Consider the following 24,635-nt stretch of genomic DNA (forward strand, 5'->3'; position numbering starts at 1 on the left):
GCGATGCGCCGGCTTGCCGCTGCCCTCGCGCTGCTTGCGCTTCTGGCGCCGGGCGCGGATGCGGCGGGGCGGATCGTGACGCTCACCCTGCCCCGCGCCGCCGCCGCGGATGAGGAGATCGTCTTGCGGGTGCGCGCCGGCGTTCTGCGGCGCGGCATGGAGGTCGATCTCTACGACGGACGCGGCAGCCTGCTTGGGACCGTATCCCCCTTCGCGATACGGGGCGGCCATGAGGCGGGAACCTATTCGATCCCGCTGGGCACCCATCCGACGCCGGGGCGCCGGTTGACGATACGCCTCGTCCTCACGGAGTTCGGCAAGCCGCCGCGCGCGCCGACGCGGCTGGAGGTGCGCGGCGTCACCTCCGCGTTCGTCGGCATCACGCGCTAGAGAAACTTCATCGCCAGATGGATCAGCACCGCGATGCCGAAGCCGGCGACCGCGATGCCGGACCCCTTGTTGATCATCGCCATGACGCGGTCGTTGATGCTCGCATGGAACAGACCGACGATGGTCGTGAGCACCAGCCACCACAGCGACGATCCCGCCGCCACGCCGATCACCACGAAGGAGGCCGCAAGAAAGCTCGGATGGCCGCCCGCCAGGCCGCCGAGACCCGCGATCAGCGCGGCGAACCCCAGCAAGGTCGCTGGATTCGTCATGGTGAGCGCAAAGGTCGACGCCATGGCGCGGAACAGCGTGGAGGCGCCCTTCTCCCGCGAGGCGATGGAATCGGGCAGTCGCGCCTCGACCTTGGCGAAGAAGGTGTGGACGCCGAAATAGATCAGCATGCCGCCGCCGACCAGCTCGAGCGCGGAGGTGTAGCCCTTGATCCATTGCGCCACGGCGGTGAGGCCGAAGCCGGTGACGATCGCGAACACCGTGTCGCCCACCGCCGCGCCGAGGCCGGAGACGAATCCGTTCAGCGGCCCGAACGCCAGCGTGCGGCGGATGCAGATGAGGTTCACGGGCCCGATGGGCACCGCGACGATCAATCCGATCACGACGCCGGAGAGGCTGAGTATGAGATAATCCATCCCCGCCTGCGATTATATTTCCACGACCAGGCGGCCGCGGATCTTGCCAGCGAGAATGTCCTCGGCAGCCTTGCGCACGCCGGAAAGCGGGATGGTGTGAGTCATTTCCGCCAGCTTGGCGGTATCGAGGTCACGGGCCAGGCGTTCCCAGGCGTGGATGCGCCTGGCCTTGGGCGCCTGCACCGAGTCGATACCGAGCAACGAAACGCCGCGCAGGATGAAAGGTGCCACGCTGGTCGGCAAGTCCATGCCGCCGGCAAGCCCGCAGGCCGCCACCGCACCGCCATAAGAGGTTGCGGCGATGACATTGGCCAGGGTCTTGGAGCCGACACTGTCGACACCGCCCGCCCAGCGCTCCTTGGCCAGCGGCCGCGGGTCGGCGGCGAGCTCGCTGCGCGGGATGATTTCGACAGCGCCGAGATCCTTCAGATAAGCCGCTTCTTCCGGCCGCCCCGTCGACGCGATGACCTTGTAGCCGAGTTTGGCCAGCAGCGAGACGGCGACGGAGCCGACGCCGCCGCTGGCGCCCGTCACGACGATCGCGCCTTTAGCGGGCGCAACGCCCGCTTCCTCCAGCGCCAGAACGCAGAGCATCGCCGTGTATCCGGCGGTGCCGATCGCCATCGCCTGCGCCGGCGTGAACGCGGCGGGCAGCGGCACAAGCCAGTCGCCCTTCACGCGCGCCAGCTCGGAATATCCTCCATAATGCACTTCAGAGAGGCCGAAGCCGTTCAACACAACCTTGTCGCCGGGCTTGAAGGCAGGGTTCGACGATTCCTCGACCGTGCCGGCGAGATCGACGCCAGGGATCATCGGAAATTTGCGGACCACCGGCGAACGCCCGGTCAGCGCCAGCCCGTCCTTATAGTTGACTGTGGAATGCGACACCGCGACCGTCACGTCGCCGGGCATCAGATCGTCGGGCGACAGCTCCACATCTTCGGCGGTCTGCTTGTCGCCATCCTTGCGCAAAAGGATCGCCTTGAACCGGCTTTTCATACGGCTTCTGCCCACCTAATTTTCCGTTAACCCGGAGGCGACCCGAATTCGCCGCCTCCGTCAAGGCGTTACAAAGGGCAGCACCATTTGCTGCGCGCCGGCCCGGGCGATCAGCTCCTTGTCCGCCTCACGGTAGAAGTCGGCTTCCGCGGTGATCAGCGACTTGGTGTGCGAGATCACGCGGGCCTCGGCGAGGATGGGATGCGCGCGCCCGACGCGCAGGAACTGGACGTTGAGATTGATCGTTCGGAAGGCGCTGCCTTCCGGGATCACGGTCATGGCGGCGAAGCCGAGCATCTGGTCCGCCAGCGCCGCGATATAGCCGCCGAACAGCGTGCCGTCGCCGTTGAGCAGGTCGGGATCGGGCTCCCAGCGCTTGCCGACCCAGCCCTCCTCCCAGGCATCGAGCAGGCCGAGCCGCAGCGTCTGCACGACGGGCGGCGCTTCAGCGCGGCCCGCGATCAGCGCGTCAAGACGCTCGGTCGCCCAGGTCATCGCGGCTCCAGCGTTTCGGTGAACTGGATCGGCTGCCCCTGCCCGCCCAGCGTCAGCACGCGATCGCGCATGACCGTCTTGCCGCGGATGATCGTGGCAAGCGCCCAGCCGGTCGTCTCCATGCCGTCGAACGGCGTCCAGCCGCATTTCGATGCGATCCAAGCATTCTCGATCCGGTGTTTCGCCTTGAGGTCGACGATCGTGAAATCGGCGTCGTAGCCGCGCGCGATGCGCCCTTTGCCGGCAATGCCGAAGATGCGGGCCGCGCCGGCGCTGGTGAGATCGACGAACCGCTCCAGCGTCAGGCGGCCGGCGTTCACATGGTCGAGCAGGATGGTCACCAGCGTCTGCACGCCGGGCATGCCGGACGGCGTGTCGGGATAGGTCTTGTCCTTTTCGGCGCGGCTGTGCGGCGCATGGTCGGAGCCGATGACGTCGATCACGCCCTGATTGACCGCGTCCCACAGTGCCGCACGATGCGCGGCATCGCGGATCGGTGGGTTCATCTGGGCATAGGTGCCCAGCCGCTCGTAGCACTCGGGCGCCGCCAGGGTGAGATGCTGCGGCGTGGTCTCGGCGGTGCAAATCTCCTTGGCCTCGGCCAGGAGCGGAATCTCGTCCGCTGTCGTCACGTGCAGGACATGCAGCCGCCGGCCAGCGGCGCGCGCGAGACGGATTACGCGCTCCGTCGACATGCGCGCCGCCTCGGCATCGCGCCAGACGGGATGGCTGCGCGGGTCGCCGGGGAGCGCGAGATGCTTGCGGGCCTTGAGGCGGTCTTCGTCTTCCGAATGCACCGCGACGCGGCGGCGACCGGCGCGCAGCATCGCGGCGATGTCGCTCTCATGGTCGAGCAACAGCGTGCCGGTGGAGGAGCCCAGGAAGGCCTTCACGCCGGCGACGCCCGGCAGGCGCTCGAGCTCCGCCAGGGCGCCGATATTGGCCGGCGATGCGCCGACATAGAAGGCGTAGTCGCAATGCATGCGATTCCCGGCACGTGCGAGCTTGTCCTCGATCGCGGCGCGGGTGGTGGTGGGCGGATTGGTATTGGGCATCTCGAAGACGCCCGTGACGCCGCCCAGCACCGCGGCGCGGCTGCCGCTCTCCAGGTCTTCCTTGTGCTCGTTGCCGGGCTCGCGGAAATGGCACTGGCTGTCGATCACGCCGGGAAGGACGTGGAGGCCTTTCGCCTCGAAGATTTCGGCGGCTTTGGCGCCGCCCAGCGCGCCGATGGCGGCGATCTTGCCGCCGACGACGCCGACATCGCCCTCTGCGAGGCCATTTGGCGTGGCAACAACCCCGCCGCGGATAAGGAGATCAAAGGTTTCCGACATGGCGAAGGGGTAGCCCCTTGCCCCTTCCCTTGGCAACCTCTGCGGAGCCCATTACTTGTTGTTCCATGCCGATCGCCCATCTCGAAGACCGTGCCGTGCTTGCCGTTTCGGGCGCCGATGCGCGCAGCTTCCTGCAAGGCCTGATCACCAATGACGTGGAGCGCCTCGAGCCGGGGCGGGGTGTCTACGCCGCGCTCCTGACCCCGCAGGGCAAGATCCTGTTCGACTTCTTCCTGGTCGAGGGCGACGCCGCCATCCTGATCGATTGCGCCGCGACCGCGCGCGATGCGTTGCTCAAGCGGCTCGGCCTCTACAAGCTTCGAGCCAAGGTGATCCTCGAACCGCGCGACCAATTGGCCGTGCTGGCGGAATGGGAGGGGGACGAGGCCAAATACGCCATCGCCTACCCCGATCCCCGACTGCCCGCGCTCGGCAGACGGGCGATCGTCGCAAAGGCCGAGATGCGCAAGGACGTCCTGCCCGCTGCACCGTACCACCGGCACCGCCGCGTGCTCGGCGTGCCAGAGGCCGGCGATTTCGGCTCGGACAGGATGTTCGCGCTCGACGCAGGGCTCGATGAGCTGAACGCCGTCGACTTCCGGAAAGGCTGCTATGTCGGCCAGGAGCTGACGGCGCGGATGAAGCATCGCGGCACGGCACGCAAGCGGCTACTGCCCGTCGCCGGCGCGCTTGGTGTCCCCGGTGCCACCGTCACGGCCGGCGGCAAGGACATCGGCGAGATCGTCGCCAGCGCGGACGGGACCGGCTTCGCACTGATCCGTCTCGACCGCCTCGAAGAGGCGCAAGGGGCTCCTGCCACGGTTGGCAGCAATGCGATCGAATTGTTCAAGCCATCATGGCTTTTCGCTTGACGGCGCGCGAGCGCAGGTCTCTCGTTCGTCTCGATTGAATCCCCTCGTCATTCAAGGAGAACGCCATGCTCCATCATGTCTCCGTCGGCGTGACCGATGTCGCGCGCGCGGCGAAATTCTATGACGCCGTGCTGGGCACGCTCGGCTACAAACGCGTCGCGGACTATTCCCCGCACGCCATCGGCTACGGCACGGACCATCCGGAGTTCTGGATCGGTGGGGCCCACAATGGAAAACCGACGAGCGCCGGCAACGGCACGCATCTGGGCTTCAGCGCGAAAAGCAAGGCACAGGTCCTGAAATTCCACGAGGTGGCGCTGCGTGAAGGCGGCAGCAACAACGGTGAGCCCGGCCCACGTGCCGACTATGGCCCCGATTATTACGGCGCCTTCATCTACGACCTCGACGGCAACAAGATCGAGGCGACGCTGCATCCCTCGCCCAAGCCGGCCAAGACGCAGGCGGCGCGCAAGCCGGTGAAGAAGGTCGCGAAGACGGCGGCGAAAAAACTGGCCAAGAAAGCCAAGGTCAAAAAGAAGAAGGCCAGAAAGTAAGTCATGCGATCCAGGACACGCATCGCGATCACGCTGATGACGAGCGCCGGCGAAGCGCACATTGTTCACTGCGATCACGTGCATTGAAGGCCGAGATTGTCCGCTGCGCCTGGTCGGTGAAGGAACCGATCTATGTCGCCTATCACGACGACGAATGGGGCGTGCCGGAATACGAGTCCCGCGCGCTCTACGAGAAGCTGGTGCTCGACGGCTTCCAGGCGGGTCTCGCCTGGATCACCATCCTGCGCAAGCGCGACAATTTCCGCGCCGCCTTCGACCATTTCGATCCGGAGAAGATCGCGCGCTACGGCAAGCGCGAGATGAACCGCCTGCTGAAAGATGCCGGCATCATCCGCTCCGAGGCGAAGATCAAGGCGGCGATCAAGGGCGCGCAGCTCTGGCTCGACATCGAGGCGAAAGAGCCGGGCGGCTTCCGCGATTTCATCTGGAAGCACGTCGACGGCAAGCCGACGCAGAATGCGTTCAAGACGCTGGGCCAGGTGCCGGCACAGACCCCGATGAGCCAGGCTCTGTCAAAAGACCTCAAATCGCGCGGCTTCAACTTCGTGGGGCCCGTGATCGTCTATGCCTTCGCGCAGGCGGTGGGCATGGTCAACGACCATGTCGTGTCCTGCCACCGCCATGCGGCGTGCGCCAAGCTGGGCCGGCGCGGCACGCCCTAGCCTGGAACCGTGAAGTTCTGTTCCAGACGCCCCTGACCCGAGCCGCCGACATAGGTTCGCTCCGCATACGGATAATCTGAGATCACCTTATGCCAGAACGCCACGGCGCCGCTGTTCGCGGCGAACTCGGAGAGCGTCCAAGGGCCGGGGAAGCGCTTCAATATCTGCCGCGCGAAGTCGAACGCGACGCCGCTCCGACGAAACGCGGGAAAGCTGTAGAACTCCGCCATCTCGGTGCGCTCACCGCGATGGACCAGCGCAAAGGCGGCGCGCGCGCCATCGGCGACGGCCCAAAACGCAAACCGGTCGGGCTCTTTCCAGTACAGATCGAACACCGGATAGTCGTATACGCCGTCGGCCCGCTCGAGCGCGACATAGGCGGTCATCTCTTCGATGTAGTCCTGCAACCGGTCCCACAGAAGCGGCTTCTCCGCCGCGGTCACGGGAACAACTGCGACACGCATCAGCCGCGCCCGCGATAGGGCGCGACGCCGGTGTCCGGCAGCCAGGCTCCGGCGGGCAGCGTTCCCGTCTGCCAGAACACGTCGATCGGCATCCCGCCGCGCGGATACCAATAGCCCGCGATGCGCAGATAGCGCGGCTTGATCGCCGCAACGATGCGCTTGCCGACCGAGACGGTGCAGTCTTCGTGGAAGGCGGCATGGTTGCGGAAGCTGCCGAGGAACAATTTGAGCGATTTCGACTCGACGATCGCCTTTGCCGGCGCATAGTCGATCACGAAATGCGCGAAGTCGGGCTGTCCGGTCACCGGACAAAGCGAGGTGAATTCCGGTGCCGTGAAGCGCACGATATAGGGCGCATCCGGATGCGGATTGGGCACGGCTTCCAGACGCGCCTCCTCCGGCGAGGCCGGAAGGCCCACGGAGCGGCCCAGTTGCGTCAGTTTTTTCGTCATGGCAAGGCTTTGGCAGGGAGATGAATTTCCGTCAAGGAAACCTTTTCCTGGCTATGGTGACCTTGAATTCGCCGGCGCGAATATCGAAGTTCCCAGGATCACAGAAGCAGGACGACGCATGACGGTCATGACAACGGCTTGGGAGCGCACCAAGCGCATCCTGGGCGCCAAGGACGGCAAGGGCGTGGCACGGGCGGTCCTGGAGCCGGTCGCGATCGTCCTGATCACCTTCGCGTCGACCACCACCATCGCGCAGCCTTTCTATGTCCCGTCCGGCTCCATGCAGCCGACACTGGCGATCGGCGACGCCTTCATCGCCGCGAAATATCCCTATGGCTACAGCCGCTATTCGGTGCCCTTCGGCCTGGGACCGGCTTCCGATGCGCGGCTGCTCGGCAGCGTGCCGCAGCGCGGCGACGTCGTCGTCTTCCGCCTGCCGCGCGATCCCAAGCAGACCTATATCAAGCGCGTCATCGGGCTGCCCGGCGACCATGTCCAGATGATCGGTGGCCGGCTCTGGATCAACGGCAAGGAATTACCGCTCAAGGCCGACGGGCTGGGCCAGGTCGAAAGCGAGGATGGCGCGATCACCGATTCGCCGCGCTTCATCGAAACGCTGCCGGGCGGACGCACGCATCCGATCTACAAATGGACCTGGAGCGGGGCGCTGGACGACACGGAGCAGTTCACCGTGCCGGCTGGCCATGTCTTCATGATGGGCGACAATCGCGACAATTCGCTGGACAGCCGCGTCGCGGCCGAGAATGGCGGCGTGGGCTTCGTGCCAATGGAGAATCTCGTCGGCCGTGCCGAATTCGTGGTGGGGTCCTACGATTTCCTCAACGCGCACGCCTTCTGGACCTGGCTGGGCGAAATTCGCCTGTCGCGCGTGTTCAACGGGGTGAACTGAGCCGAGGCAACGGTTCCCGGTCGTTTGCCGGGGCGCCTTCGGTTCTTCCAAAACGCATTTGCCGAGACGGTCCGCAAAGGCGGAAATGGCATGTTTGCTCCTGATATCTGCGAAATATCTGCGAAAAGTTCCTTTCGAATTGTCCGCTTCTATTTTGTGAAACATCCTTTTGCTAACCGGACATTAGCGTTGCAATTCTAGGTTGACCTCGCCGTAGCTGTGGAGCTCCACGTGGTCGCTGCCTCTTTGCCGATGGAAGAAAAGAACCGGCTTGCGGCGCTCGACGAGTATGGGATCGACGTGGCACTGGCCGAACCCGGCTTCGATCGGCTGGTCCAGCTCACGGCCCATGTCTTCGACGTCCCGATCGCGCTGGTCTCGCTCGTGGAAGCCGAGCGCCAGCTTTTCGCCGCGCGCGTGGGGCTGGACGTCTGCGAGACCGCGCGCGACGTTTCGTTTTGCGCGCATGCCATCCGGCGCGACGACATCATGGTCGTGCCGGATGCGACCAAGGACTCGCGCTTCTACAACAGTCCCTTGGTGACCGGCGCGCCGCACATCCGCTTTTACGCCGGCGCGCCCTTGCGCGCGCCATCCGGCCAAAAGATCGGAACGCTTTGCATCATCGACACCAAGCCGCATGCGACCTTCGACGCGAGCGAGCACCGCAATCTGTCGGATCTCGCCGCCCTGGTGCTGGACAAGCTCGAGCTCCGCCGGCTGGAACTGGCGCGGCGCGCGAGCCAGAATCGTTTCGAGAACATCGCCGCGACGTCGCCCGACGCGATCATCTGTGCCGACGAACGGGGCTTGGTCACGTTCTGGAACAAGGCGGCCGAGAAGCTCCTGGGCTTTACAGCCGACGAAATCCTGGGCGAGACCGTCGACAGGATCGCCTCCAGCCAGATCATGGAGCGGCTCCGCTATCTCGCCGCGAACAACGAATCCCTGGTCGAAGGACGCACGGCGGAAGTCGAAGTGCGCCGCAAATCCGGCACGGCCGTGGCGGTCGAGCTTTCGGTCTCCATGTGGCGGGAAGAGGAGCATACCAGCTTCGGTGCCATCCTGCGGGATATCACCGAGCGGCGCAGCAATGAGATAAGGCTGTTCCGGCTCGCGCATCTGGATCCTCTGACCGAGCTGCCCAACCGGACCCTGTTCCGGACCCGCATCGACGACGTCTTGCAGAACGAAGAGGCGGTCTGCGTCATGCTGGTCGATCTCGACGGCTTCAAGGACGTGAACGACAGCCTCGGCCACTCGGCCGGCGACGCGGTCCTGACCAATGTCGCCCAGCGCCTTCTCGCCAGCGTGCGGCCGAGCGATACGGTCGCTCGCATGGGCGGAGACGAGTTCGCCATCCTGATTCCGGGCATGGGAGATCCCTTGCGCGCCGCCGACATCGCGGACGCCGCCATCGAAAGCGTTTCGGGCATTTTGACCGTCGAAGGCCAGCCGGTGGTCATCGGGGCGAGCGTCGGAATCGCGCTTTTTCCGGCCCATGGATCGACGCCGCAGGAGCTTCTCTCCAATGCCGATCTGGCGCTCTACCAGGCCAAAGCCGAAGGGCGGCATTGCCGGCGCTTCTTCACGCCCGCGTTGCGGGCGGCCGCGTCCCTCAAGCACGCCTATCAGGCCGAGCTTCGCCGGGCCCGCGAAGAGGGCGAGTTTGAACTCTTCTACCAGCCGCAGGTGAGGCTTTCCGACGGCGCATTGGTGGGCGCGGAAGCGCTGTTGCGCTGGCGCCATCCGCAGCGGGGCCTCATCACGCCGGCTGCGTTCCTGCCCGCATTGGAGACGAGCCGGCTGGCGGCCTCGGTCGGGGAATGGGCGATCAGGTCGGCCTGCAGGCAGGCGGCGGAATGGCGCAAAGCGAGTTCGCCGGCATTTCGCATGGGCGTCAATCTGTTCGGCGCGCAGTTCGGCACCGGCGATCTGGCGCACAAGGTCCGCGCCGCGCTTGACGAGTTCGAGTTGCCGCCCAACGCCCTGGAGCTCGAAATCACCGAAAACATCATCCTGCGGCATGACGACGAGATGATCGGGCCGCTGCGCGAGCTTCACGCCGAGGGCGTCGGGATCGCGTTCGACGATTACGGCACGGGATACGCATCCCTCAGCATGCTCAAGCGCTATCCCCTGAACAGGCTGAAGGTGGACCAGACCTTTGTCCGCGGCATGTGCGAATCACCGACGGACGCGGCCATCGTCAGGGCCATTCTGTATCTGGGACGGAGCTTCGGGCTGGAGGTGATCGCCGAGGGCGTCGAAACCGAGGAGCAACTGGCGCGCCTGCGCAAGAAGGGGTGTGAAGAAGGGCAAGGGTATCTTTTCGGACGTCCCATGACGGCGGAGGAGTTCGGCCGCCGCTTCAACCTGTCCCTTCCTCCGAACGTCGCCGCGGCCGAGCGCAGCACGGGCTGACTTCGGGGCTCCGCCGGGAGCCCCGAAGCCGATCTCTACTTCTTTCCCCGTACGCCCTCGCGCAACCCGGTCAGGGCTTCGGCCCATTTGTGCAGCTCGTTGAGCGTCGCCGCGACGCCCTGCTGGTTCAGTTCGCTGCCCTCGAACTTGCCGTCCTTGAGCTGGCTGAAGAAGTTCGGAATCGCGACGCCTTCAGGGATCGGCATCATCTTGAGGGTCGAAACCTGCAGCCGCGCCGTCTGCGCCGCGCGCAGCCCGCCCGACACGCCGCCATAGCTCACGAACGCCACCGGCTTGTACTGCCATTCCCAGAACAGGTAATCGAGCGCGTTCACGAAGGCCGGCGGCGCCGAGTAATTATATTCCGGCAGCACGAAGACGAGGGCGTCGGCGGCGTTGACGCTGGCCGACCACCTCTTGGTGTGCTCCCGCTCGTATTGCCGGCGCATGGGATGGTGCGGCTCGTCATAGACCGGGAGCCCGAACGCGGCGATGTCAACGAGTTCGGCATCGAACGTGCCATGCGCCTTGGCGGCCTCATGAAACCATTGCGCGATCGCCGGACCGACCCGGCCGGGCCGCGTGCTGGAAATGACGGTGTGAAGCTTCAGGGCCATGGGGCGGCTCTCCTTGATAAAGTATCTGTTTGTTGCCAAGTAACAAATCGTAACCGAGACTAAGATGATGCCTGTCGCGGACGGGCGCAAGAAGGCACGCGGATGAAACAGGGTAACATGCATGAAACCGGCGACTGCCGCGCCGTATCGGGCGTGCTGGCGCGGATCGGCGACAAATGGTCGGTGCTGATCGTCAGCCGGCTTGGCCCTCGCCCCATGCGGTTCAACGAGCTCAAGCGCGAGATCGGCGGCATCTCGCAGCGCATGCTGACGCTGACGCTCCGCGGACTGGAGCGCGACGGCCTCGTCACGCGCACGGTCTTCCCGACGATCCCGCCCCGGGTGGACTACGAACTGACAGCTCTCGGCCGCTCGCTGCTCGTGCCGGTGACCGGATTGGGCGATTGGGCGCTGAACAATATCGCCAAGATCGACGCAGCACGCGCCAAATTCGATGCCGGCGCCGTCAGGAAGGACAGGAAGATCGCGATCCGGTCAGCCCTGGCCGGCGCGGGTCACGGCGTGGCGGCGGGCGAACGCAAACGCTTCGGCGCGTGACGCGGCGGCGCGGCCCTGCTCTTCCGCAATCGCGACATCCACCATCAGCGTGACGAAGATCTGGTTGCGCTCCGCGAAGGCCCGCTCGTCGCCCAGATGGGGCCAGAGATTTGCGCGCATGAAATCGTCCAATTCGGTGGACCAGCGGACTCCATCGGAGCCGTCGAGAAGCTTGGCGCGGCGCAGGGCGAGCGCCGGCATGTACGGCGCGATCAGCTCGCGCATCTCGCCCTCGAAGGCGCGCCAACTGTCGGCTTCGAAGTCCATGCCCTGCACGAGGAACCCGACGACTTGCTTGAATGCTCCCAGAACGCGCTCTTGCATGGCTTTCTGCCTTGTGTGTGCTGCAGAGCATGCGCTGCGACATCTTAAGGCGTGCCTCAGAAGCGTGGTTAGCGAACCCTTTCGCGTTCGCAGAGTGGTAGCTTTTGCGCCCCGCGACACCACGGCTAGTGGCACATTGTTGCGCGGGCGTAACACGCGTGCTAACTGCATCGCGCGCGCGGGCACTGACTCGCGAGCGGTGGAAATTCACCAAAGAATTCATACGGTTATAACCGGCACGCGGACGAAAGCGGCCGAGCTTTGAAGGGCGGACGTGGCTACGGAACAGACCCGCGAAGTCGGACTGGCAGGGCGCTATGCGACCGCCATTTTCGAGCTGGCCCAGGACGGCAAGGCCATTCCGGCGCTGGAGCAGGATTTCGCGTCGCTGCGCCGGATGATGCAGCAGAGCACGGATTTCGCCCGCCTGGTCCGCTCGCCGGTGTTCGGCCACGAAGAACAGGGCAAGGCGATGAAGGCGGTGCTCGCCAAGATGGACGCGGCGCCGCTGACGACGCAGTTCGTCCTGCTGCTGACCGCCAAGCGCCGCCTGTTCTTCCTCGCGGACATCATCGCCGCCTTCGAGCGCCTGCTTGCGGGCCGTCGCGGCGAAGTCCTCGCCCTGGTCACCAGCGCCCGCAATCTCAACGACGGCGAGATCGCCGAGCTGAAGGCGGCGCTCAAGGCGAAGCTCGGCCGCGAGCCGCGCCTCGAAACCAAAGTCGATCCTTCCCTGCTCGGCGGCCTCGTCGTCAAGGTGGGATCGCGCATGATCGATTCATCCTTGCGCACCAAGCTCACGAGCCTGCGCGCCGCCATGAGAGGTAACTGACGATGGACATCAACCCCTCTGAAATCTCCGCCATCCTGAAGCGTGAGATCCAGAATTTCGGCACCGAGGCCGAGGTCAGCGAAGTCGGCCAGGTGCTCAGCGTCGGCGACGGCATCGCGCGCGTCTACGGCCTCGACAACGTCCAGGCCGGCGAGATGGTCGAGTTCCCAGGCGGCATCAAGGGCATGGCCCTGAACCTCGAGAGCGACAATGTCGGCGTCGTGATCTTCGGCAACGACAGCACGATCAAGGAAGGCGATACCGTCAAGCGCACCCGTGCCATCGTGGACGTGCCGGTCGGCAAGGGCCTGCTCGGCCGCGTCGTCGATGCGCTGGGCAACCCGATCGACGGCAAGGGCCCACTCGATGCTGCCGGCATCGCCGAGCGCCGCCGCGTCGACGTGAAGGCGCCGGGCATCATCCCGCGCAAATCGGTGCATGAGCCGGTGCAGACCGGCCTCAAGGCCATCGACTCCCTGATCCCGATCGGCCGCGGCCAGCGCGAGCTGATCATCGGCGACCGCCAGACCGGCAAGACCGCCGTCGCCGTCGACACGATCATCAACCAGAAGACGATCAACAAGGGTACGGACGAAGGCGCCAAGCTCTATTGCATCTACGTCGCGATCGGCCAGAAGCGCTCCACCGTGGCGCAGCTCGTCAAGACGCTCGAGGATGCGGGCGCGCTCGAATACACGATCATCGTCGCCGCCACCGCGTCGGACTCGGCGCCGCTGCAGTTCCTCGCGCCGTTCTCGGGCTGCGCGATGGGCGAGTGGTTCCGCGACAACGGCATGCACGCGCTGATCATCTATGATGACCTCTCCAAGCAGGCCGTCGCCTATCGCCAGATGTCGCTGCTGCTGCGCCGCCCGCCGGGCCGCGAAGCCTATCCGGGCGACGTGTTCTACCTGCACAGCCGCCTGCTGGAGCGCGCCGCCAAGCTGAACGAGGACAACGGCTCGGGCTCGCTGACCGCCCTGCCCGTCATCGAGACCCAGGCCAACGACGTCTCGGCCTACATCCCGACCAACGTGATCTCGATCACCGACGGCCAGATCTTCCTGGAGACCGATCTGTTCTACCAGGGCATCCGTCCGGCGGTGAATGTCGGCATCTCGGTGTCGCGCGTGGGCTCGTCGGCGCAGATCAAGGCGATGAAGACCGCGTCCGGCCCGATCAAGGGCGAACTCGCGCAGTACCGCGAGATGGCCGCCTTCGCGAAGTTCGGCTCCGACCTCGACGCTTCGACCCAGAAGATGCTGGCGCGCGGCGAGCGCCTGACCGAGCTGCTTAAGCAGCCGCAATACAAGCCCTTCGCGGTCGAGGAACAGGTGGTGGTGATCTATGCCGGCACCCGCGGCTATCTCGATCCGATCCCGACGAACAAGGTCGGCGCCTATCAGGACGCCCTGATCTCCAAGCTCAAGGCGAGCCATGCCGACATCTTGAACGACATCCGCACCGGCAAGGCCCTGACGCCGGACATCGAGAACAGGCTGAAGAGCGCGCTGGCCGACTTCGCGAAAACCTTCGCGGCCTAAGACCGGAAGGCTCACGCCATGGCAACCGTCAAGGAAATGCGCACCCGGATCGGCTCCGTCCGATCCACGCAGAAGATCACCAAGGCGCTGCAGATGGTGGCGGCCGCGAAGCTGCGCCGCGCGCAGGCCGCCGCCGAGGCAGCCAAGCCTTATGCCACGCGCATGAGCGCGGTGATCGCGAATCTCGCGGCCGGGATCACGGGCCCCGACGCACCGCTGCTGCTGGCCGGCACCGGCAAGGACCGGCGTCACCTGATCGTCGTGGCGACGGCCGATCGCGGCCTCGCCGGCGGCTTCAATTCGGGCATCGTCCGCGCCGCGCGCGAGCGCATCGCCAGCCTCATCGCCGACGGCAAGGACGTGAAGATCCTGGTCATCGGCCGCAAGGCCCGCGACCAGCTGCGCCGCCTCTATGGCAGCCGCTTCGTCGAGACCTTCGAGGTCGGCCAGAAGGCGCCGAGCCTCGGCCTCGTCCGCCCTATCGCCAAACGCATCATCGATCTCTACAACGCCGGCGAAACCGACGTGGTGACGCTGTTCTCCAGCCGTTTCAAGTCGGTCGTGACCCAGACGCCGACCGCATTGCAGCTCATCCCGGCCGCCGCGGAGCCGGGGCATGCCGCCGCGTTCTATGAATACGAGCCGGACGAGACGACGATCCTCGAACAGCTGCTGCCGCAGAACATCGCAGTGCAGCTCCTGACGGCGCTGCTCGAGAACCAGGCCGGCTTCTTCGCGGCCCAGATGACCGCGATGGACAACGCCACGCGCAACGCCGGCGACCTGATCAACGCATTGACCATCCAGATGAACCGTACCCGCCAGGCGAAGATCACGACGGAGCTGATCGAAATCATCTCCGGCGCTTCCGCCCTCTGACGATCAAGGAAAGAGACCGACCATGTCCGCTCAAGGTATCCCCGCCAACGCCAAAGGCCGCCTCACCCAGGTGATCGGCGCCGTCGTCGACGTCGAGTTCGACGGCGAGCTGCCGGCGATCCAGAACGCCCTGGAGACGACGAACGTCGACGCCAAGACCGGCGAGAAGGTCCGCCTGGTGTTCGAGGTCGCCCAGCATCTGGGCCAGAACGCAGTGCGCGCCATCGCGATGGATACCACCGAAGGCCTCGTGCGCGGCGCCGAAGTCACCGACACCGGCGCGCCGATCCGCGTCCCCGTCGGCCCGGCCACGCTCGGCCGCATCATGAACGTCATCGGCGAGCCGATCGACGAGGCCGGCCCGATCGCCACCACGCACATGTCGTCGATCCACCGCGAAGCCCCGAGCTTCGCCGAGCAGGCGGGCGCGGCCGAAGTGCTCGTCACCGGCATCAAGGTCATCGACCTGCTCTGTCCCTACACCAAGGGCGGCAAGATCGGCCTGTTCGGGGGCGCCGGGGTGGGCAAGACCGTGACCATGCAGGAGCTGATCAACAACATCGCCAAGGCCTATGGCGGCTATTCCGTGCTGGCCGGCGTCGGCGAGCGCACCCGCGAGGGCAACGACCTCTATCATGAGATGATCGAGTCCAAGGTGAACATCGATCCGAAGACCGGCTCGACCGAAGGCTCCAAGTGCACGCTGGTCTACGGCCAGATGAACGAGCCGCCGGGCGCCCGCGCCCGCGTCGCGCTGACCGGCCTCGCCCAGGCGGAGTATTTCCGCGACGTCGAGGGCAAGGACGTGCTGCTCTTCATCGACAACATCTTCCGCTTCACCCAGGCGGGTTCGGAAGTGTCCGCCCTGCTCGGCCGTATCCCGAGCGCGGTGGGCTACCAGCCGACCTTGGCCTCCGAGATGGGCAACCTGCAGGAACGCATCACCTCGACCAACAAGGGGTCGATCACCTCGGTGCAGGCGATCTATGTGCCGGCCGACGACATGACCGACCCGGCGCCCGCGACCGCGATGGCGCATCTGGACGCCCGTACCGTGCTCAGCCGCGATATCGCCGCGCTGGCAATCTTCCCGGCGGTGGATCCGCTGGACTCGTCGTCGCGCATCATGGACCCGAACATCATCGGCGAGGAGCATTACACCGTCGCCCGCCGCGTCCAGGAAGTGCTGCAGCAGTACAAGGCGCTGAAGGACATCATCGCGATCCTGGGCATGGACGAGCTTTCGGAAGACGACAAGCTGATCGTGGCGCGCGCCCGCAAGATCCAGCGCTTCCTGAGCCAGCCCTTCTTCGTGGCCGAGCAATTCACCAACCTGCCCGGCGTGTTCGTCGCCCTGGCCGACACGATCCGCTCCTTCAAGGCGATCGTCGACGGCGAGTTCGACCACCTGCCCGAGCAGGCCTTCTACAACGTCGGCACGATCGACGACGCGGTGGCCAAGGCCCAGAAGATGGCAGCGGAAGCGGCGTAAGATTTGGGCGAATAGCGAATAGGGAGTAGCGAATAGGGAAGTAGAACGCGCATGACGGGAACAGGATTTGGCTGTTTCCTATTCGCCATTCGCTACTCGCCATTCGCTGATTGATATGACCGACAAAATCGCCTTCGACCTCGTCTCGCCGGAGCGCCTGCTGCTCTCGGACACGGCGGACATGGTCACCATCCCCGCGACCGAAGGCTATATGGGCGTGATGGCCGGGCATGCACCGGTGGTCTCCGCCCTGCGCCCCGGCATGATCGACGTCCTGAAGGATGGCAGCGACAGCCGCTTCTTCATCCGCGGCGGCTTTGCCGAAGTCAGCGCGACCAAGGTCACCATCCTCGCCGAGGAAGCCATCCCGATGGGCGAGATGGACCTCGCCGTCCTCGACCAGCGCATCAAGGACGCCGAGGAAGACCTGATCGCGGCCCAAAGCGACGCCGACCGTGCACGCATGGCCGAAGCGCTCGACGACCTGAGGCTGGTCCGCGCGGCTTTCTGAATTTTAAGGTCAATTGCCTGATTCGGCAGGCTTTTGCCTGTCGATGAGGCATCCTTGCGGGTTCCCAGCCGGCAACGGCCTTTGCTATAATGCGTTGTTGGTCCGTGGAACAAAGCATGAGGACCGTGGGGCAAGCATGACGGGAACGGCCGTCTACAGACAGGGTTGGTCGCTGGACGAAGTCCGCTGGGAGGCGTTCGACGCCGCCAAGGCCGATCCGCGCATGGTCGCCGCGATCAAGGCCGCCGCGCTCGTCGAGATGAACGCGCCGGACTACGTCGCCTATCTCAAGCGCGTCTTCAAGGATGCCGGCCCCGACATGACCGCGGCCATCGAGCAATGGGGCCGCGAGGAAAGCCAGCACGGACGGGCGCTAGGCCGCTGGGCCGAGATGGCCGACCCCACCTACAAGGTCGAAAAGGCCTTCGCCCGGTTCCGCGAGGGCTACAGGCCGGAGCACTTCAAGGACGGCGACGACACGTCGATCCGCGGCAGCCGGCGCGGCGAGATGATCGCGCGCTGCGTGGTCGAAAGCGGCACCTCGTCCTATTACACCGCCATCCGCGATGCGACCGAGGAGCCGGTCCTGCAGGAGATCGCGGGCCGCATCGCCGCCGACGAATACAGGCATTACAAGCTCTTCTACGAGACGCTTCAGGCGCAGGATGAGCCCGACCTTCCCTTCTGGAAGAAAGTCGCCGTCGCGGCCGGCCGGATCACCGAGTCGGACGACGACGAGCTCGCCTATGCCTATTACTGCGCGAATGTGCCCGCCGCCGAAACCGGCGCCCGGCCCTACGACCGGGCCTATTACGCCCGCGCCGCGACCCATTCGACGATGACGATCTACCGCCGCAACCACGTTCAGCGCCTGGTGCAGATGGTCGCCAAGGCGATCGGGGCGGAGCCGCATGGCCGGCTGTCGAAACTGGCCGGCGCGATCCTCTGGCGCTTCCTGCAGATGCGTGCGGGATCCGGCGGCGGCGCGGAGCCGGCACCGGCATAGCGCCTTCAGCTTATATGAGGCGTCCGGTGGACCAGCGTGTCGGCCAACGCCTGTGCTGTCACGAAAAGCTTGTGATAGTTGAAAACCAAGAGCGCAGCTTCCCGCATGATGTTCAGATCGTAGCCGGTATTGAAGAAGTCCTTTTCTCCGTTGTCGGCACACATCACGCCGAGCACATAATTGCGATTTTGCCGGATGTAACCGATACCAGGCGGGATATCGAGCCTACCGCCTGCGGTAAGGTGAGGCCCCATCACGGGCACGGCCAAGCACGATTTGTACCAGTGAAGAGCGCGCCTCGTCGGCTGCCGGTAGGCATCGCCGTTCTGAATGACATTGAGGATGTCCCGCTCGACATCGCCGGAGAGGTAGTACCCGCGCTCGATCCTTGCATCGTCGTGATTCGGCTTCTCGAGCTTGACGCCGCCCGGAACGATCTCTCCCTCGTTCAATATACGCGTATAGACATAGTTCTCGGCAAAAAGATAAGGCGCATCCTTCATGCGTTCATATTCGCGGAGACGTTCCAGGTCGGTCGTATTCGATCGGCTCATGACGAGGTAACGGAGTCCACCACGCGGCGCCGGCAGAAAATGCTTGATATTGATCGAGCACTTCGGAGCTGCAAGCGGCCGGATGCGCGCCAAGGCGACCGCCGTGGTGTCGCATATCGATGAGAGCAATTCGTCATGCAGCGTTTTCAGCTCCTGGAATGTCGATGTGACCGTTTCCGGCTGGCCATGGGCACGGCACTCCGCGACGAGCCGCACAAACGCGGCCAGGAAGATCGCCTGCTTTTCTCCCTGGCGGCGATATTGAATCGCACCCTCTTCCTCGAGGTGCTTGGCCTGATGTTCGACCTCGGCGATCTTGCGCTTGAGCCTGTCTTGCTCCGTCGCTGCCGTCGAGCGGTGTTCGGCGAGGGCGACCATGGCTTCCGAACGTTGCCGCCGCATGCGCTGGTAGGCGCGGAAGAGCACGGCGTAAAATCGCCGGTCGTCCCGCGAGCGCAACAAAAGCAATACCGCGACGATGCTCAACGAGATGCACAGCACAAGCGAAAAGCTGGTCACGAACCAGAGAACCAATTCGTCACCCTTGCCTTCGGCGGCCATCGTAACGGCGATGCCGAGTCCGGCGACCAAGACACCGGCGACGAAGAAGATGAGATCGACCAGGCGAACCGGCGGTTCCCGCAGGGTCTCTGCAGGCTCGCTTGCCTGCGCGGGCTCTTCAGTGCCGACGACAGCGGGCAATGACTGCCTTGTGAGTATTTTCACGCGCACCCCCCTTTATTTCGTTTTGCAGCGAATATTGCGTGATTTGAAATCGCACTCAAGCTTGTCGCGCCTCGTTCGGGCGCACACGGAGATTCAAGTTGGCGCATTTGCGCCGTTCGGGCGCCCGCATTGCCCAAAACGGGTAAGCGAGAGAGCGGCGGTGCGCGCCCTTCCCGCCTTCGCGAGAAGGACAGCGGAGGCAAAGCGGTTCGACTCGAACGCGCTTTGCCCTAGTGAAGCGTTTCGCCGTCCGAGGATATGAGCTTCAGGTGGGGCGGCTTCGCCGCCTCGGTCCGCTTGGGCGCCTGCGTCCGCAGTCGTTGCACATTGCTGATCAGCAGGATCACGACCATGCCGGCGAGCGGCCAGCGCAGGTCGCCGAGCGTGGACCACAGGCCGGGCACCAGCAGCGCGATCCCCGCCGTCGAGCCGACGGCCAGCGACAGCAGCAAGGCGATCCCCGTGGCGCGTCTGGCGTCCGGACCGAACATCGCGTCAGACGCTGCGCTTCACCAGCATCTGCTTGATCTCGCCGATCGCCTGGGCCGGGTTGAGGCCCTTCGGGCAGGTGTTGGTGCAGTTCATGATCGTGTGGCAGCGATAGAGCCGGAAGGGATCCTCGAGCTTGTCGAGACGCTCGCCGGTATGCTCGTCGCGGCTGTCGGCGAGCCAGCGATAGGATTGCAGCAGCGCCGCCGGTCCCAGATAGCGCTCCGAATTCCACCAATAGCTCGGGCACGCGGTCGAACAGCAGGCGCACAGGATGCACTCGTAGAGCCCGTCGAGCTTGCTGCGCTCCTGCGGCGATTGCTTCCATTCCTTCTCCGGCTCGGCCGTCCTGGTCTGAAGGTAAGGTTCGATGGACGCGTATTGCGCGTAGAAGTTCGTCAGGTCCGGCACCAGGTCCTTCGCCACCGGCATATGCGGCAGCGGATAGACCGCAACCGGCCCGGAGATCTCGGTGATCGCCTTGGTGCAAGCCAGCGTGTTGCCGCCGCCGATGTTCATCGCGCAGGAACCGCACACACCCTCGCGGCAGGAGCGGCGGAACGTCAGGGTCGGGTCGATCTCGTTCTTGATCTTGATCAGCGCGTCCAGGACCATCGGACCGCAGCTCGCGAGATCCACCGTATAGGTGTCGACCCGCGGATTGGCGTCGCTGTCGGGATCGAAACGATAGACTTTGAATTCCTTGTGGTTCTTCGGCTTCTTGCCGTTCGCCGTCCTGGGCGCGGGCCACACTTTGCCCTTCGTCGGCTTGCTGCCCTTCGGCAAGGTGAGCTGAACCATGACCATCCTTCGAAAATCGATAGCGCTGGTACGGGTTTAGCAAGCCGCCGGGGGTCTGGCAACGCGGCGAATCCCGCCTAGGACGCGCCGATCTGCTCGAACACCCAGGCGACTTCGACCGGCTGCTCCTTGACCGAGCCGGTCAGCACGATCTGCTCGGTCCGCCGTACCTGATCGGCGCCGAGATAGACGCTTTCCTCGATGCTCACCTGGCCGCCGCTGCGAAAACGCCAGCCGTCGCCATTCGGCAGTTTGAGCAGCACGCCGCCGCCGGTGATCGGCGATACCCGGACGTCGGGATGGATATGGAAGCGGATCGCGAAGGGAAGGTCCTTGCGGCCTTTCTTCTCCGCTTTCGGCAAGAGCCGGTCGGCGCCCGTCACCGCAAGCCCCTGGGTCGACAGCGTTACCTGCCGTTCGTGGCGCACGCCGAAAGCGGCCATGTATCCATCGTGGCTGGCCTCGACGCTCCAGCCCGTGGTGCCTTCGACGCGGCGGGTTTCGATCTGTCTGGGGCCGGCGAGCATGCGCCGTCCGAGCAGGTCGCGGGCAAGGCCGGGAGGCAGGATCGGCGCGATCGAGACATCGGCCAGGGTCAGCGTCGAATGCGCCGCCGTGGCGCGGAGTGCGGTCTCCCATTTGGGCTGCGTGACGCCCGCCGCGCCGCAATTGACGACGATACGCTGCGCGGCGCTGGAGAACTCGAAGGCAAGACAGCCCGCATGCGCGGCGTTCGAGAACGCGCCGGGCGGCACCGTGCCGCAATCCAGCACCAGCAAGGCTTTGGCTGCGGTCAGCCGCTGATAGCCGGAATGCCGCGCGAAGGCGAAAGGCTGGCCGCGGATTTCGTCGCGTGCCAGCAATCCCGCGATCGTCCGGGAATCGCTTTCCTTGCCGCCGTTGAACAGCGCCAGCGCGCCGTCGCCATGGCGGAAGAAGCGGATGGTCGGCGCGATCCGGTCATGCGCGCCGCGGATCGCATGCGGGACTTCCAGGCCGCCGGCGCTCAATGCGTCCATCACCATCACGAGCAGGCGGTAGCAGTTGACCAGCTCCTCGGGCGAGCGGCTGACGTGCCCGCCATCGGGCAGAATCTGGCGTGCGATCTCGCCTTCGAGGCATTTGAGGCCCTCTTCGAGCCGCCGCTGGCTGTCCCCCAGGCAGGCCCCCGACAGGGCGAAGGCCGCCGCCGCCTCGAAACGCTGCGGTCCGTCCGGCGCCTCGCCGGCGATACGTGCGAGCATGCGCGATTGCTCGCGCAACGAGACGAAGACCTTGGAACGCCACAGCAGGTCGGAATTCGCGATCACCATCCGGCCATGCGCGAAGATGTGCACCAGGCGCCGCGCGATCACCTCGGGCGACCAGGCGGGCTCCGTGTAGCGCGAATGCCGCTTGAGCCACTGGCTGATCAGATTGGTCGCCAACGTCCGCGCCGCGTCGCCGCCGGCCAGCGCGAGGGGCGGAAGCCAGGCAAAGCCATGCAGCGCCCGCGCCCATTCGTCCGACGGCGGCTTGCGATCGAAGACCGAGCCCTCCGTCACCTCGACGATCTCGCCGTTGAAGCGGAAGCGGCCGCGCAGCAGCATGTCCGCGTCTTCGAGGCGTCGCGGCAGAGCATCGTAGGGATGGAACAGGATGCGGTCCGACAACGGCCCTTTGAGGAATCGCCGGTACAGCCAGGTCCGCCGATACCAGACACGGACCGGGCGCCACCAGCGCCACAGCAAGGCCCGGATCAGCTCCGGCAGGAGAGCGAGCGGCGCGCGCGCGGTGGTGTCCGCCACAGCGTCAGCCGCGCAACGCGGCGATATTGGCGGCGTAGCGCCCGGCGCCGCCCGCAAACACCGCCGTGCCGGCCACCAGGATGTTCGCGCCGGCCGCGATCGCCTGTTTCGCGGTCTCGGGATTGATCCCGCCATCGACCTCGAGATCGATCGCGCGGCCGGTCTTCGCGATGCGCGTCGCGATCGCCTCGATCTTCCGCAGCTGGCTCGAAATGAAGGACTGTCCGCCGAAGCCGGGATTGACGCTCATCACCAAGATCAGGTCGACGAGGTCCATCAGATTGTCGAGCGCCTCGACCGGCGTTCCCGGATTGAGCACCACGCCCGGCTTCTTGCCGCAGGAGCGGATGAGCTGCAGCGTCCGATGGATATGCGGCCCGGCTTCAGGATGCACCGTGATGCCGTCGGCGCCGGCCTCGGCGAACGCCGCGATGAACGGATCGACCGGCGAGATCATCAGATGCACGTCGAGCGGCGTCTTCGCATGCGGTTTGATCGCCTTCACGACGGCCGGACCGATCGTGAGGTTCGGCACGAAATGGCCGTCCATTACGTCGACATGGATGAAATCCGCGCCCGCCGCTTCCACCGCCTCGATCTCGGCCCCGAGACGCGCGAAATCGGCGGACAGGATCGAGGGAGCGATGCGGATATTGCTGGCCATGGCGGTCATTAAGTGCCGGATTCGACCCCACCCCGCAAGGCGAAACGAATCGGCTAGACCACCGTTGCCTTCGGACGCAGACGGCGCTGGACTTCGTCCTCGATCCGCGGCCAGGCCATCAGCGCAACCACGAAGGTCGGCAGCCAGATGATGCGCGACTGGTAGCGTCCATGGGGGCCGGAGAACGCGCCGCAGACCAGCGCATTGCCCATCAGCGCGAGCAGGATGAAGGCCGGCAGCACGCTGCCGCGCCAGTCGCGCCGCAGCCAAGCCCGCCGCAGGACCATGAAAAGCGCCGCGAGCGACAGAATCGCGATCGGCACGTGGACGACGTTGATGGGCACGAACCAGATCTCGCCTTCCTGTTGGTAGGCGCGATCATAGGCGCTGAGTTGCTGGGGAATGACGATCCGGAACTCGTGATTCAGGACCCATTCCTGCGGCACGATCCCGTCGCCCGTCTGGAACCAGAAGAACTGCAGCAGCCCATCCTGAAGCGCGACCAGCGCATTTTCGAGCGGATAGCGAAGGAGGCTCGCGCGCACGAGCACGGCCGATTCGGCCTGACGCTTTTCGAAACCGCCGAGCTTCTTGAACGGGCTGCGCGACGGCACCCATAGCCAGGTGTCGGCGCGCGACGGAAGGCGGTCCTTGTAGGCGCATATCGCGTACCGCTTCATAGCGCAGTCGGCGTCGAGCACCGGCGCGATCAGCCCGTCCTCCATCAGGCGCGCCTCGAGGAAAATCGAGCCTGAACGGCTGAAGAACAGCTGGCCTGTCAGACAGAAATTGACCGCGAAAATGGTTCCGACCGCCACGACGAAACTGGCTGCAGCCAGCGCCAGATGCGGCCGGGTCAGGCCGGACCGATCCATCCAGGCCGCCGGCGCGAATCGCAGCGCCGCCAGGGCGACAAGCAGCCCGCCCGCCAGCGCGACATGCGAAGAATGGCAGGCAATCGCGAGCGCCGCGCAGGCGAACAACAGGTTCCGCCGCAGGCGACCCAGCATGGGTCCATGGAAGGCGAGCAGGTAGAGCGCCAACGGCACGATGGCGACGAAGCAATCCGGCTCGATCTGCCCCGCGTACCAGGGCAATCCCGTCCCGACGCACAGCGCGGCGCCCAGGGCCAGCAAGGCCCAGAGCGACAGCGTGGGCCGGACGGCGCGGGCGAACTGCGTCATCACGAACGCGGTGATCACGCATTGCATCGCAGCCACGAACCAAAGGCTGTAGGCCGCGCCGGTCAGGACGATAAAAGCCGAATAGATCGGTGAGCGCTCGGCGACGAGGAACCGCGCGAAGCCCTGCAGCATATACGCGCCGGTGTCATAGAAGATGATCGGAAAGCCGTTCCACACCGCCACGGAGAGCAGGCCGAGGGCCAGCAGGGCGATGGCAAGCGCTTCGTTGCGCGGCTGGGAAATCGGCGCGGCCGGCAGCACAAGGCGGAACGGTCGCAGACCTGCCGCGGTGCTTCCCAACTCGCTCATCTTCGACAGACGCCCCCAACCGGTGCCGGACAATGCCGCATCCGATGCTGCAGCGCAAAGTGACAAAATGGTCAGGCGCAACATGCCCGCGTAAAGCCGCGAAACCCTTGGCGATTCGTCGCGAAAGCGCGGTT

The 24,635-nt window shown here is 65.4% G+C and carries 27 protein-coding genes; 13 read left to right on the top strand and 14 right to left on the bottom strand.

Annotation, left to right across the window (positions count from 1 at the left end; translation table 11 throughout):
* The first annotated feature begins 3 nt into the window (after positions 1-3).
* Positions 4-390 (top strand): hypothetical protein, encoded by a 387-nt coding sequence (locus WDM91_03580; GenBank protein MEI9993654.1) that lies wholly within the window; start codon positions 4-6, stop codon positions 388-390.
* Here WDM91_03580 and WDM91_03585 read toward each other — a convergent pair.
* The 4 genes from WDM91_03585 to WDM91_03600 are packed head-to-tail and all read right to left on the bottom strand — an operon-like array spanning position 387 to position 3,865.
* Positions 387-1,037: a LysE family transporter gene (locus WDM91_03585; protein MEI9993655.1), complete on the bottom strand. Its 651-nt coding sequence runs from the start codon at positions 1,035-1,037 to the stop codon at positions 387-389. The two genes, WDM91_03580 and WDM91_03585, sit on opposite strands and share 4 nt — an antisense overlap.
* Positions 1,038-1,049: 12 nt before the next feature.
* Positions 1,050-2,051, bottom strand: a complete 1,002-nt coding sequence (locus WDM91_03590; protein ID MEI9993656.1) for an MDR family oxidoreductase — start codon at positions 2,049-2,051, stop codon at positions 1,050-1,052.
* Positions 2,052-2,096: 45 nt separating this feature from the next.
* On the bottom strand, positions 2,097-2,531 hold the full coding sequence (locus WDM91_03595) for a PaaI family thioesterase (GenBank protein MEI9993657.1): 435 nt from the start codon (positions 2,529-2,531) through the stop codon (positions 2,097-2,099).
* A complete protein-coding gene (locus tag WDM91_03600) occupies positions 2,528-3,865 on the bottom strand; it encodes a dihydroorotase (protein ID MEI9993658.1) in 1,338 nt (445 codons plus the stop codon). Before WDM91_03600 ends, WDM91_03595 begins: the two co-directional genes overlap by 4 nt.
* Positions 3,866-3,930: 65 nt before the next feature.
* Here WDM91_03600 and WDM91_03605 point away from each other — a divergent pair, with 65 nt between their 5' ends.
* The 3 genes from WDM91_03605 (at position 3,931) to WDM91_03615 (ending at position 5,974) form a co-directional block, all read left to right on the top strand.
* A complete protein-coding gene (locus WDM91_03605; GenBank protein ID MEI9993659.1) occupies positions 3,931-4,737 on the top strand; it encodes a hypothetical protein in 807 nt (268 codons plus the stop codon).
* Positions 4,738-4,802: 65 nt separating this feature from the next.
* A complete protein-coding gene (locus WDM91_03610) occupies positions 4,803-5,291 on the top strand; it encodes a VOC family protein (GenBank protein MEI9993660.1) in 489 nt (162 codons plus the stop codon).
* An 83-nt stretch (positions 5,292-5,374) separates the two neighbouring features.
* The gene (locus tag WDM91_03615) at positions 5,375-5,974 is read left to right on the top strand and encodes a DNA-3-methyladenine glycosylase I (protein ID MEI9993661.1); all 600 of its coding nucleotides are present in this window, start codon (positions 5,375-5,377) and stop codon (positions 5,972-5,974) included.
* Here WDM91_03615 and WDM91_03620 read toward each other — a convergent pair.
* A complete protein-coding gene (locus WDM91_03620) occupies positions 5,971-6,438 on the bottom strand; it encodes a hypothetical protein (protein MEI9993662.1) in 468 nt (155 codons plus the stop codon). The two genes, WDM91_03615 and WDM91_03620, sit on opposite strands and share 4 nt — an antisense overlap.
* Positions 6,438-6,890: a preQ(1) synthase gene (queF, locus tag WDM91_03625; GenBank protein ID MEI9993663.1), complete on the bottom strand. Its 453-nt coding sequence runs from the start codon at positions 6,888-6,890 to the stop codon at positions 6,438-6,440. The genes WDM91_03620 and queF overlap by 1 nt, the downstream gene beginning before the upstream one ends.
* 118 nt (positions 6,891-7,008) lie before the next feature.
* On the opposite strand from queF, the gene lepB reads away from it, so the two are divergent.
* Complete coding sequence (gene lepB / locus WDM91_03630) at positions 7,009-7,800, top strand: signal peptidase I (GenBank protein MEI9993664.1); 792 nt, start codon at positions 7,009-7,011, stop codon at positions 7,798-7,800.
* Positions 7,801-8,031: 231 nt separating this feature from the next.
* Entirely contained in the window at positions 8,032-10,224 is a 2,193-nt protein-coding gene (locus tag WDM91_03635; protein ID MEI9993665.1) for an EAL domain-containing protein, read from the top strand.
* A gap of 35 nt (positions 10,225-10,259) precedes the next feature.
* On the opposite strand, the gene WDM91_03640 is transcribed toward WDM91_03635, so the two are convergent.
* Positions 10,260-10,841 carry an NAD(P)H-dependent oxidoreductase gene (locus tag WDM91_03640; protein MEI9993666.1) on the bottom strand — a complete coding sequence of 194 codons (582 nt, stop codon included), beginning with the start codon at positions 10,839-10,841 and terminating at the stop codon, positions 10,260-10,262.
* A gap of 102 nt (positions 10,842-10,943) precedes the next feature.
* Between WDM91_03640 and WDM91_03645 the strand changes: the two genes are divergently transcribed.
* Positions 10,944-11,399, top strand: a complete 456-nt coding sequence (locus WDM91_03645) for a helix-turn-helix domain-containing protein (protein MEI9993667.1) — start codon at positions 10,944-10,946, stop codon at positions 11,397-11,399.
* Here the strand turns inward: WDM91_03645 and WDM91_03650 are convergent.
* Positions 11,337-11,723, bottom strand: a complete 387-nt coding sequence (locus WDM91_03650) for a hypothetical protein (protein ID MEI9993668.1) — start codon at positions 11,721-11,723, stop codon at positions 11,337-11,339. The two genes, WDM91_03645 and WDM91_03650, sit on opposite strands and share 63 nt — an antisense overlap.
* Before the next feature lie 274 nt (positions 11,724-11,997).
* Here WDM91_03650 and WDM91_03655 point away from each other — a divergent pair, with 274 nt between their 5' ends.
* From WDM91_03655 to WDM91_03680, 6 genes are all read left to right on the top strand, one after another.
* Positions 11,998-12,555, top strand: a complete 558-nt coding sequence (locus tag WDM91_03655) for a F0F1 ATP synthase subunit delta (protein MEI9993669.1) — start codon at positions 11,998-12,000, stop codon at positions 12,553-12,555.
* A gap of 2 nt (positions 12,556-12,557) precedes the next feature.
* On the top strand, positions 12,558-14,099 hold the full coding sequence (atpA, locus tag WDM91_03660) for a F0F1 ATP synthase subunit alpha (GenBank protein MEI9993670.1): 1,542 nt from the start codon (positions 12,558-12,560) through the stop codon (positions 14,097-14,099).
* 18 nt (positions 14,100-14,117) lie between these two features.
* Positions 14,118-14,978, top strand: a complete 861-nt coding sequence (locus WDM91_03665) for a F0F1 ATP synthase subunit gamma (GenBank protein MEI9993671.1) — start codon at positions 14,118-14,120, stop codon at positions 14,976-14,978.
* Positions 14,979-15,000: 22 nt separating this feature from the next.
* Complete coding sequence (gene atpD, locus WDM91_03670) at positions 15,001-16,470, top strand: F0F1 ATP synthase subunit beta (protein MEI9993672.1); 1,470 nt, start codon at positions 15,001-15,003, stop codon at positions 16,468-16,470.
* Positions 16,471-16,585: 115 nt separating this feature from the next.
* On the top strand, positions 16,586-16,981 hold the full coding sequence (locus WDM91_03675) for a F0F1 ATP synthase subunit epsilon (protein ID MEI9993673.1): 396 nt from the start codon (positions 16,586-16,588) through the stop codon (positions 16,979-16,981).
* A 136-nt stretch (positions 16,982-17,117) separates the two neighbouring features.
* Positions 17,118-17,987, top strand: coding sequence for a ferritin-like domain-containing protein (locus tag WDM91_03680; GenBank protein ID MEI9993674.1), 870 nt, complete (start codon positions 17,118-17,120; stop codon positions 17,985-17,987).
* A 5-nt stretch (positions 17,988-17,992) separates the two neighbouring features.
* Here the strand turns inward: WDM91_03680 and WDM91_03685 are convergent, their stop codons facing one another.
* The 6 genes from WDM91_03685 to WDM91_03710 form a co-directional block, all read right to left on the bottom strand.
* Positions 17,993-19,267 carry a hypothetical protein gene (locus WDM91_03685; protein MEI9993675.1) on the bottom strand — a complete coding sequence of 425 codons (1,275 nt, stop codon included), beginning with the start codon at positions 19,265-19,267 and terminating at the stop codon, positions 17,993-17,995.
* Between the two features lie 230 nt (positions 19,268-19,497).
* Positions 19,498-19,758 carry a hypothetical protein gene (locus WDM91_03690; protein ID MEI9993676.1) on the bottom strand — a complete coding sequence of 87 codons (261 nt, stop codon included), beginning with the start codon at positions 19,756-19,758 and terminating at the stop codon, positions 19,498-19,500.
* A 4-nt stretch (positions 19,759-19,762) separates the two neighbouring features.
* Positions 19,763-20,557 carry a succinate dehydrogenase iron-sulfur subunit gene (locus tag WDM91_03695; GenBank protein MEI9993677.1) on the bottom strand — a complete coding sequence of 265 codons (795 nt, stop codon included), beginning with the start codon at positions 20,555-20,557 and terminating at the stop codon, positions 19,763-19,765.
* Between the two features lie 77 nt (positions 20,558-20,634).
* Positions 20,635-22,344 carry a heparinase II/III family protein gene (locus WDM91_03700; protein MEI9993678.1) on the bottom strand — a complete coding sequence of 570 codons (1,710 nt, stop codon included), beginning with the start codon at positions 22,342-22,344 and terminating at the stop codon, positions 20,635-20,637.
* Positions 22,345-22,348: 4 nt separating this feature from the next.
* Complete coding sequence (rpe, locus tag WDM91_03705) at positions 22,349-23,008, bottom strand: ribulose-phosphate 3-epimerase (GenBank protein MEI9993679.1); 660 nt, start codon at positions 23,006-23,008, stop codon at positions 22,349-22,351.
* Positions 23,009-23,061: 53 nt separating this feature from the next.
* Positions 23,062-24,501, bottom strand: a complete 1,440-nt coding sequence (locus tag WDM91_03710; GenBank protein MEI9993680.1) for a hypothetical protein — start codon at positions 24,499-24,501, stop codon at positions 23,062-23,064.
* Between the last annotated feature and the right edge of the window lie 134 nt (positions 24,502-24,635).

The organism is Rhizomicrobium sp. (assembly GCA_037200385.1).
GTDB lineage: Bacteria > Pseudomonadota > Alphaproteobacteria > Micropepsales > Micropepsaceae > Rhizomicrobium.

What these genes read in the sequence shown, in the direction of transcription:
- WDM91_03595 (MEI9993657.1), bottom strand. Translation starts at nt 2,531, where the DNA reads ATGACCTGGGCGACCGAGCGTCTTGACGCGCTGATCGCGGGCCGCGCT.
- WDM91_03585 (MEI9993655.1), bottom strand. Translation starts at nt 1,037, where the DNA reads ATGGATTATCTCATACTCAGCCTCTCCGGCGTCGTGATCGGATTGATC.
- WDM91_03675 (MEI9993673.1), top strand. Translation starts at nt 16,586, where the DNA reads ATGACCGACAAAATCGCCTTCGACCTCGTCTCGCCGGAGCGCCTGCTG.
- WDM91_03690 (MEI9993676.1), bottom strand. Translation starts at nt 19,758, where the DNA reads ATGTTCGGTCCGGACGCCAGACGCGCCACGGGGATCGCCTTGCTGCTG.
- WDM91_03580 (MEI9993654.1), top strand. Translation starts at nt 4, where the DNA reads ATGCGCCGGCTTGCCGCTGCCCTCGCGCTGCTTGCGCTTCTGGCGCCG.
- WDM91_03620 (MEI9993662.1), bottom strand. Translation starts at nt 6,438, where the DNA reads ATGCGTGTCGCAGTTGTTCCCGTGACCGCGGCGGAGAAGCCGCTTCTG.
- WDM91_03680 (MEI9993674.1), top strand. Translation starts at nt 17,118, where the DNA reads ATGACGGGAACGGCCGTCTACAGACAGGGTTGGTCGCTGGACGAAGTC.
- atpA (MEI9993670.1), top strand. Translation starts at nt 12,558, where the DNA reads ATGGACATCAACCCCTCTGAAATCTCCGCCATCCTGAAGCGTGAGATC.
- WDM91_03610 (MEI9993660.1), top strand. Translation starts at nt 4,803, where the DNA reads ATGCTCCATCATGTCTCCGTCGGCGTGACCGATGTCGCGCGCGCGGCG.
- WDM91_03640 (MEI9993666.1), bottom strand. Translation starts at nt 10,841, where the DNA reads ATGGCCCTGAAGCTTCACACCGTCATTTCCAGCACGCGGCCCGGCCGG.
- WDM91_03665 (MEI9993671.1), top strand. Translation starts at nt 14,118, where the DNA reads ATGGCAACCGTCAAGGAAATGCGCACCCGGATCGGCTCCGTCCGATCC.
- rpe (MEI9993679.1), bottom strand. Translation starts at nt 23,008, where the DNA reads ATGGCCAGCAATATCCGCATCGCTCCCTCGATCCTGTCCGCCGATTTC.
- WDM91_03695 (MEI9993677.1), bottom strand. Translation starts at nt 20,557, where the DNA reads ATGGTTCAGCTCACCTTGCCGAAGGGCAGCAAGCCGACGAAGGGCAAA.
- WDM91_03645 (MEI9993667.1), top strand. Translation starts at nt 10,944, where the DNA reads ATGAAACAGGGTAACATGCATGAAACCGGCGACTGCCGCGCCGTATCG.
- WDM91_03710 (MEI9993680.1), bottom strand. Translation starts at nt 24,501, where the DNA reads ATGAGCGAGTTGGGAAGCACCGCGGCAGGTCTGCGACCGTTCCGCCTT.
- WDM91_03600 (MEI9993658.1), bottom strand. Translation starts at nt 3,865, where the DNA reads ATGTCGGAAACCTTTGATCTCCTTATCCGCGGCGGGGTTGTTGCCACG.
- lepB (MEI9993664.1), top strand. Translation starts at nt 7,009, where the DNA reads ATGACGGTCATGACAACGGCTTGGGAGCGCACCAAGCGCATCCTGGGC.
- WDM91_03605 (MEI9993659.1), top strand. Translation starts at nt 3,931, where the DNA reads ATGCCGATCGCCCATCTCGAAGACCGTGCCGTGCTTGCCGTTTCGGGC.
- queF (MEI9993663.1), bottom strand. Translation starts at nt 6,890, where the DNA reads ATGACGAAAAAACTGACGCAACTGGGCCGCTCCGTGGGCCTTCCGGCC.
- atpD (MEI9993672.1), top strand. Translation starts at nt 15,001, where the DNA reads ATGTCCGCTCAAGGTATCCCCGCCAACGCCAAAGGCCGCCTCACCCAG.
- WDM91_03650 (MEI9993668.1), bottom strand. Translation starts at nt 11,723, where the DNA reads ATGCAAGAGCGCGTTCTGGGAGCATTCAAGCAAGTCGTCGGGTTCCTC.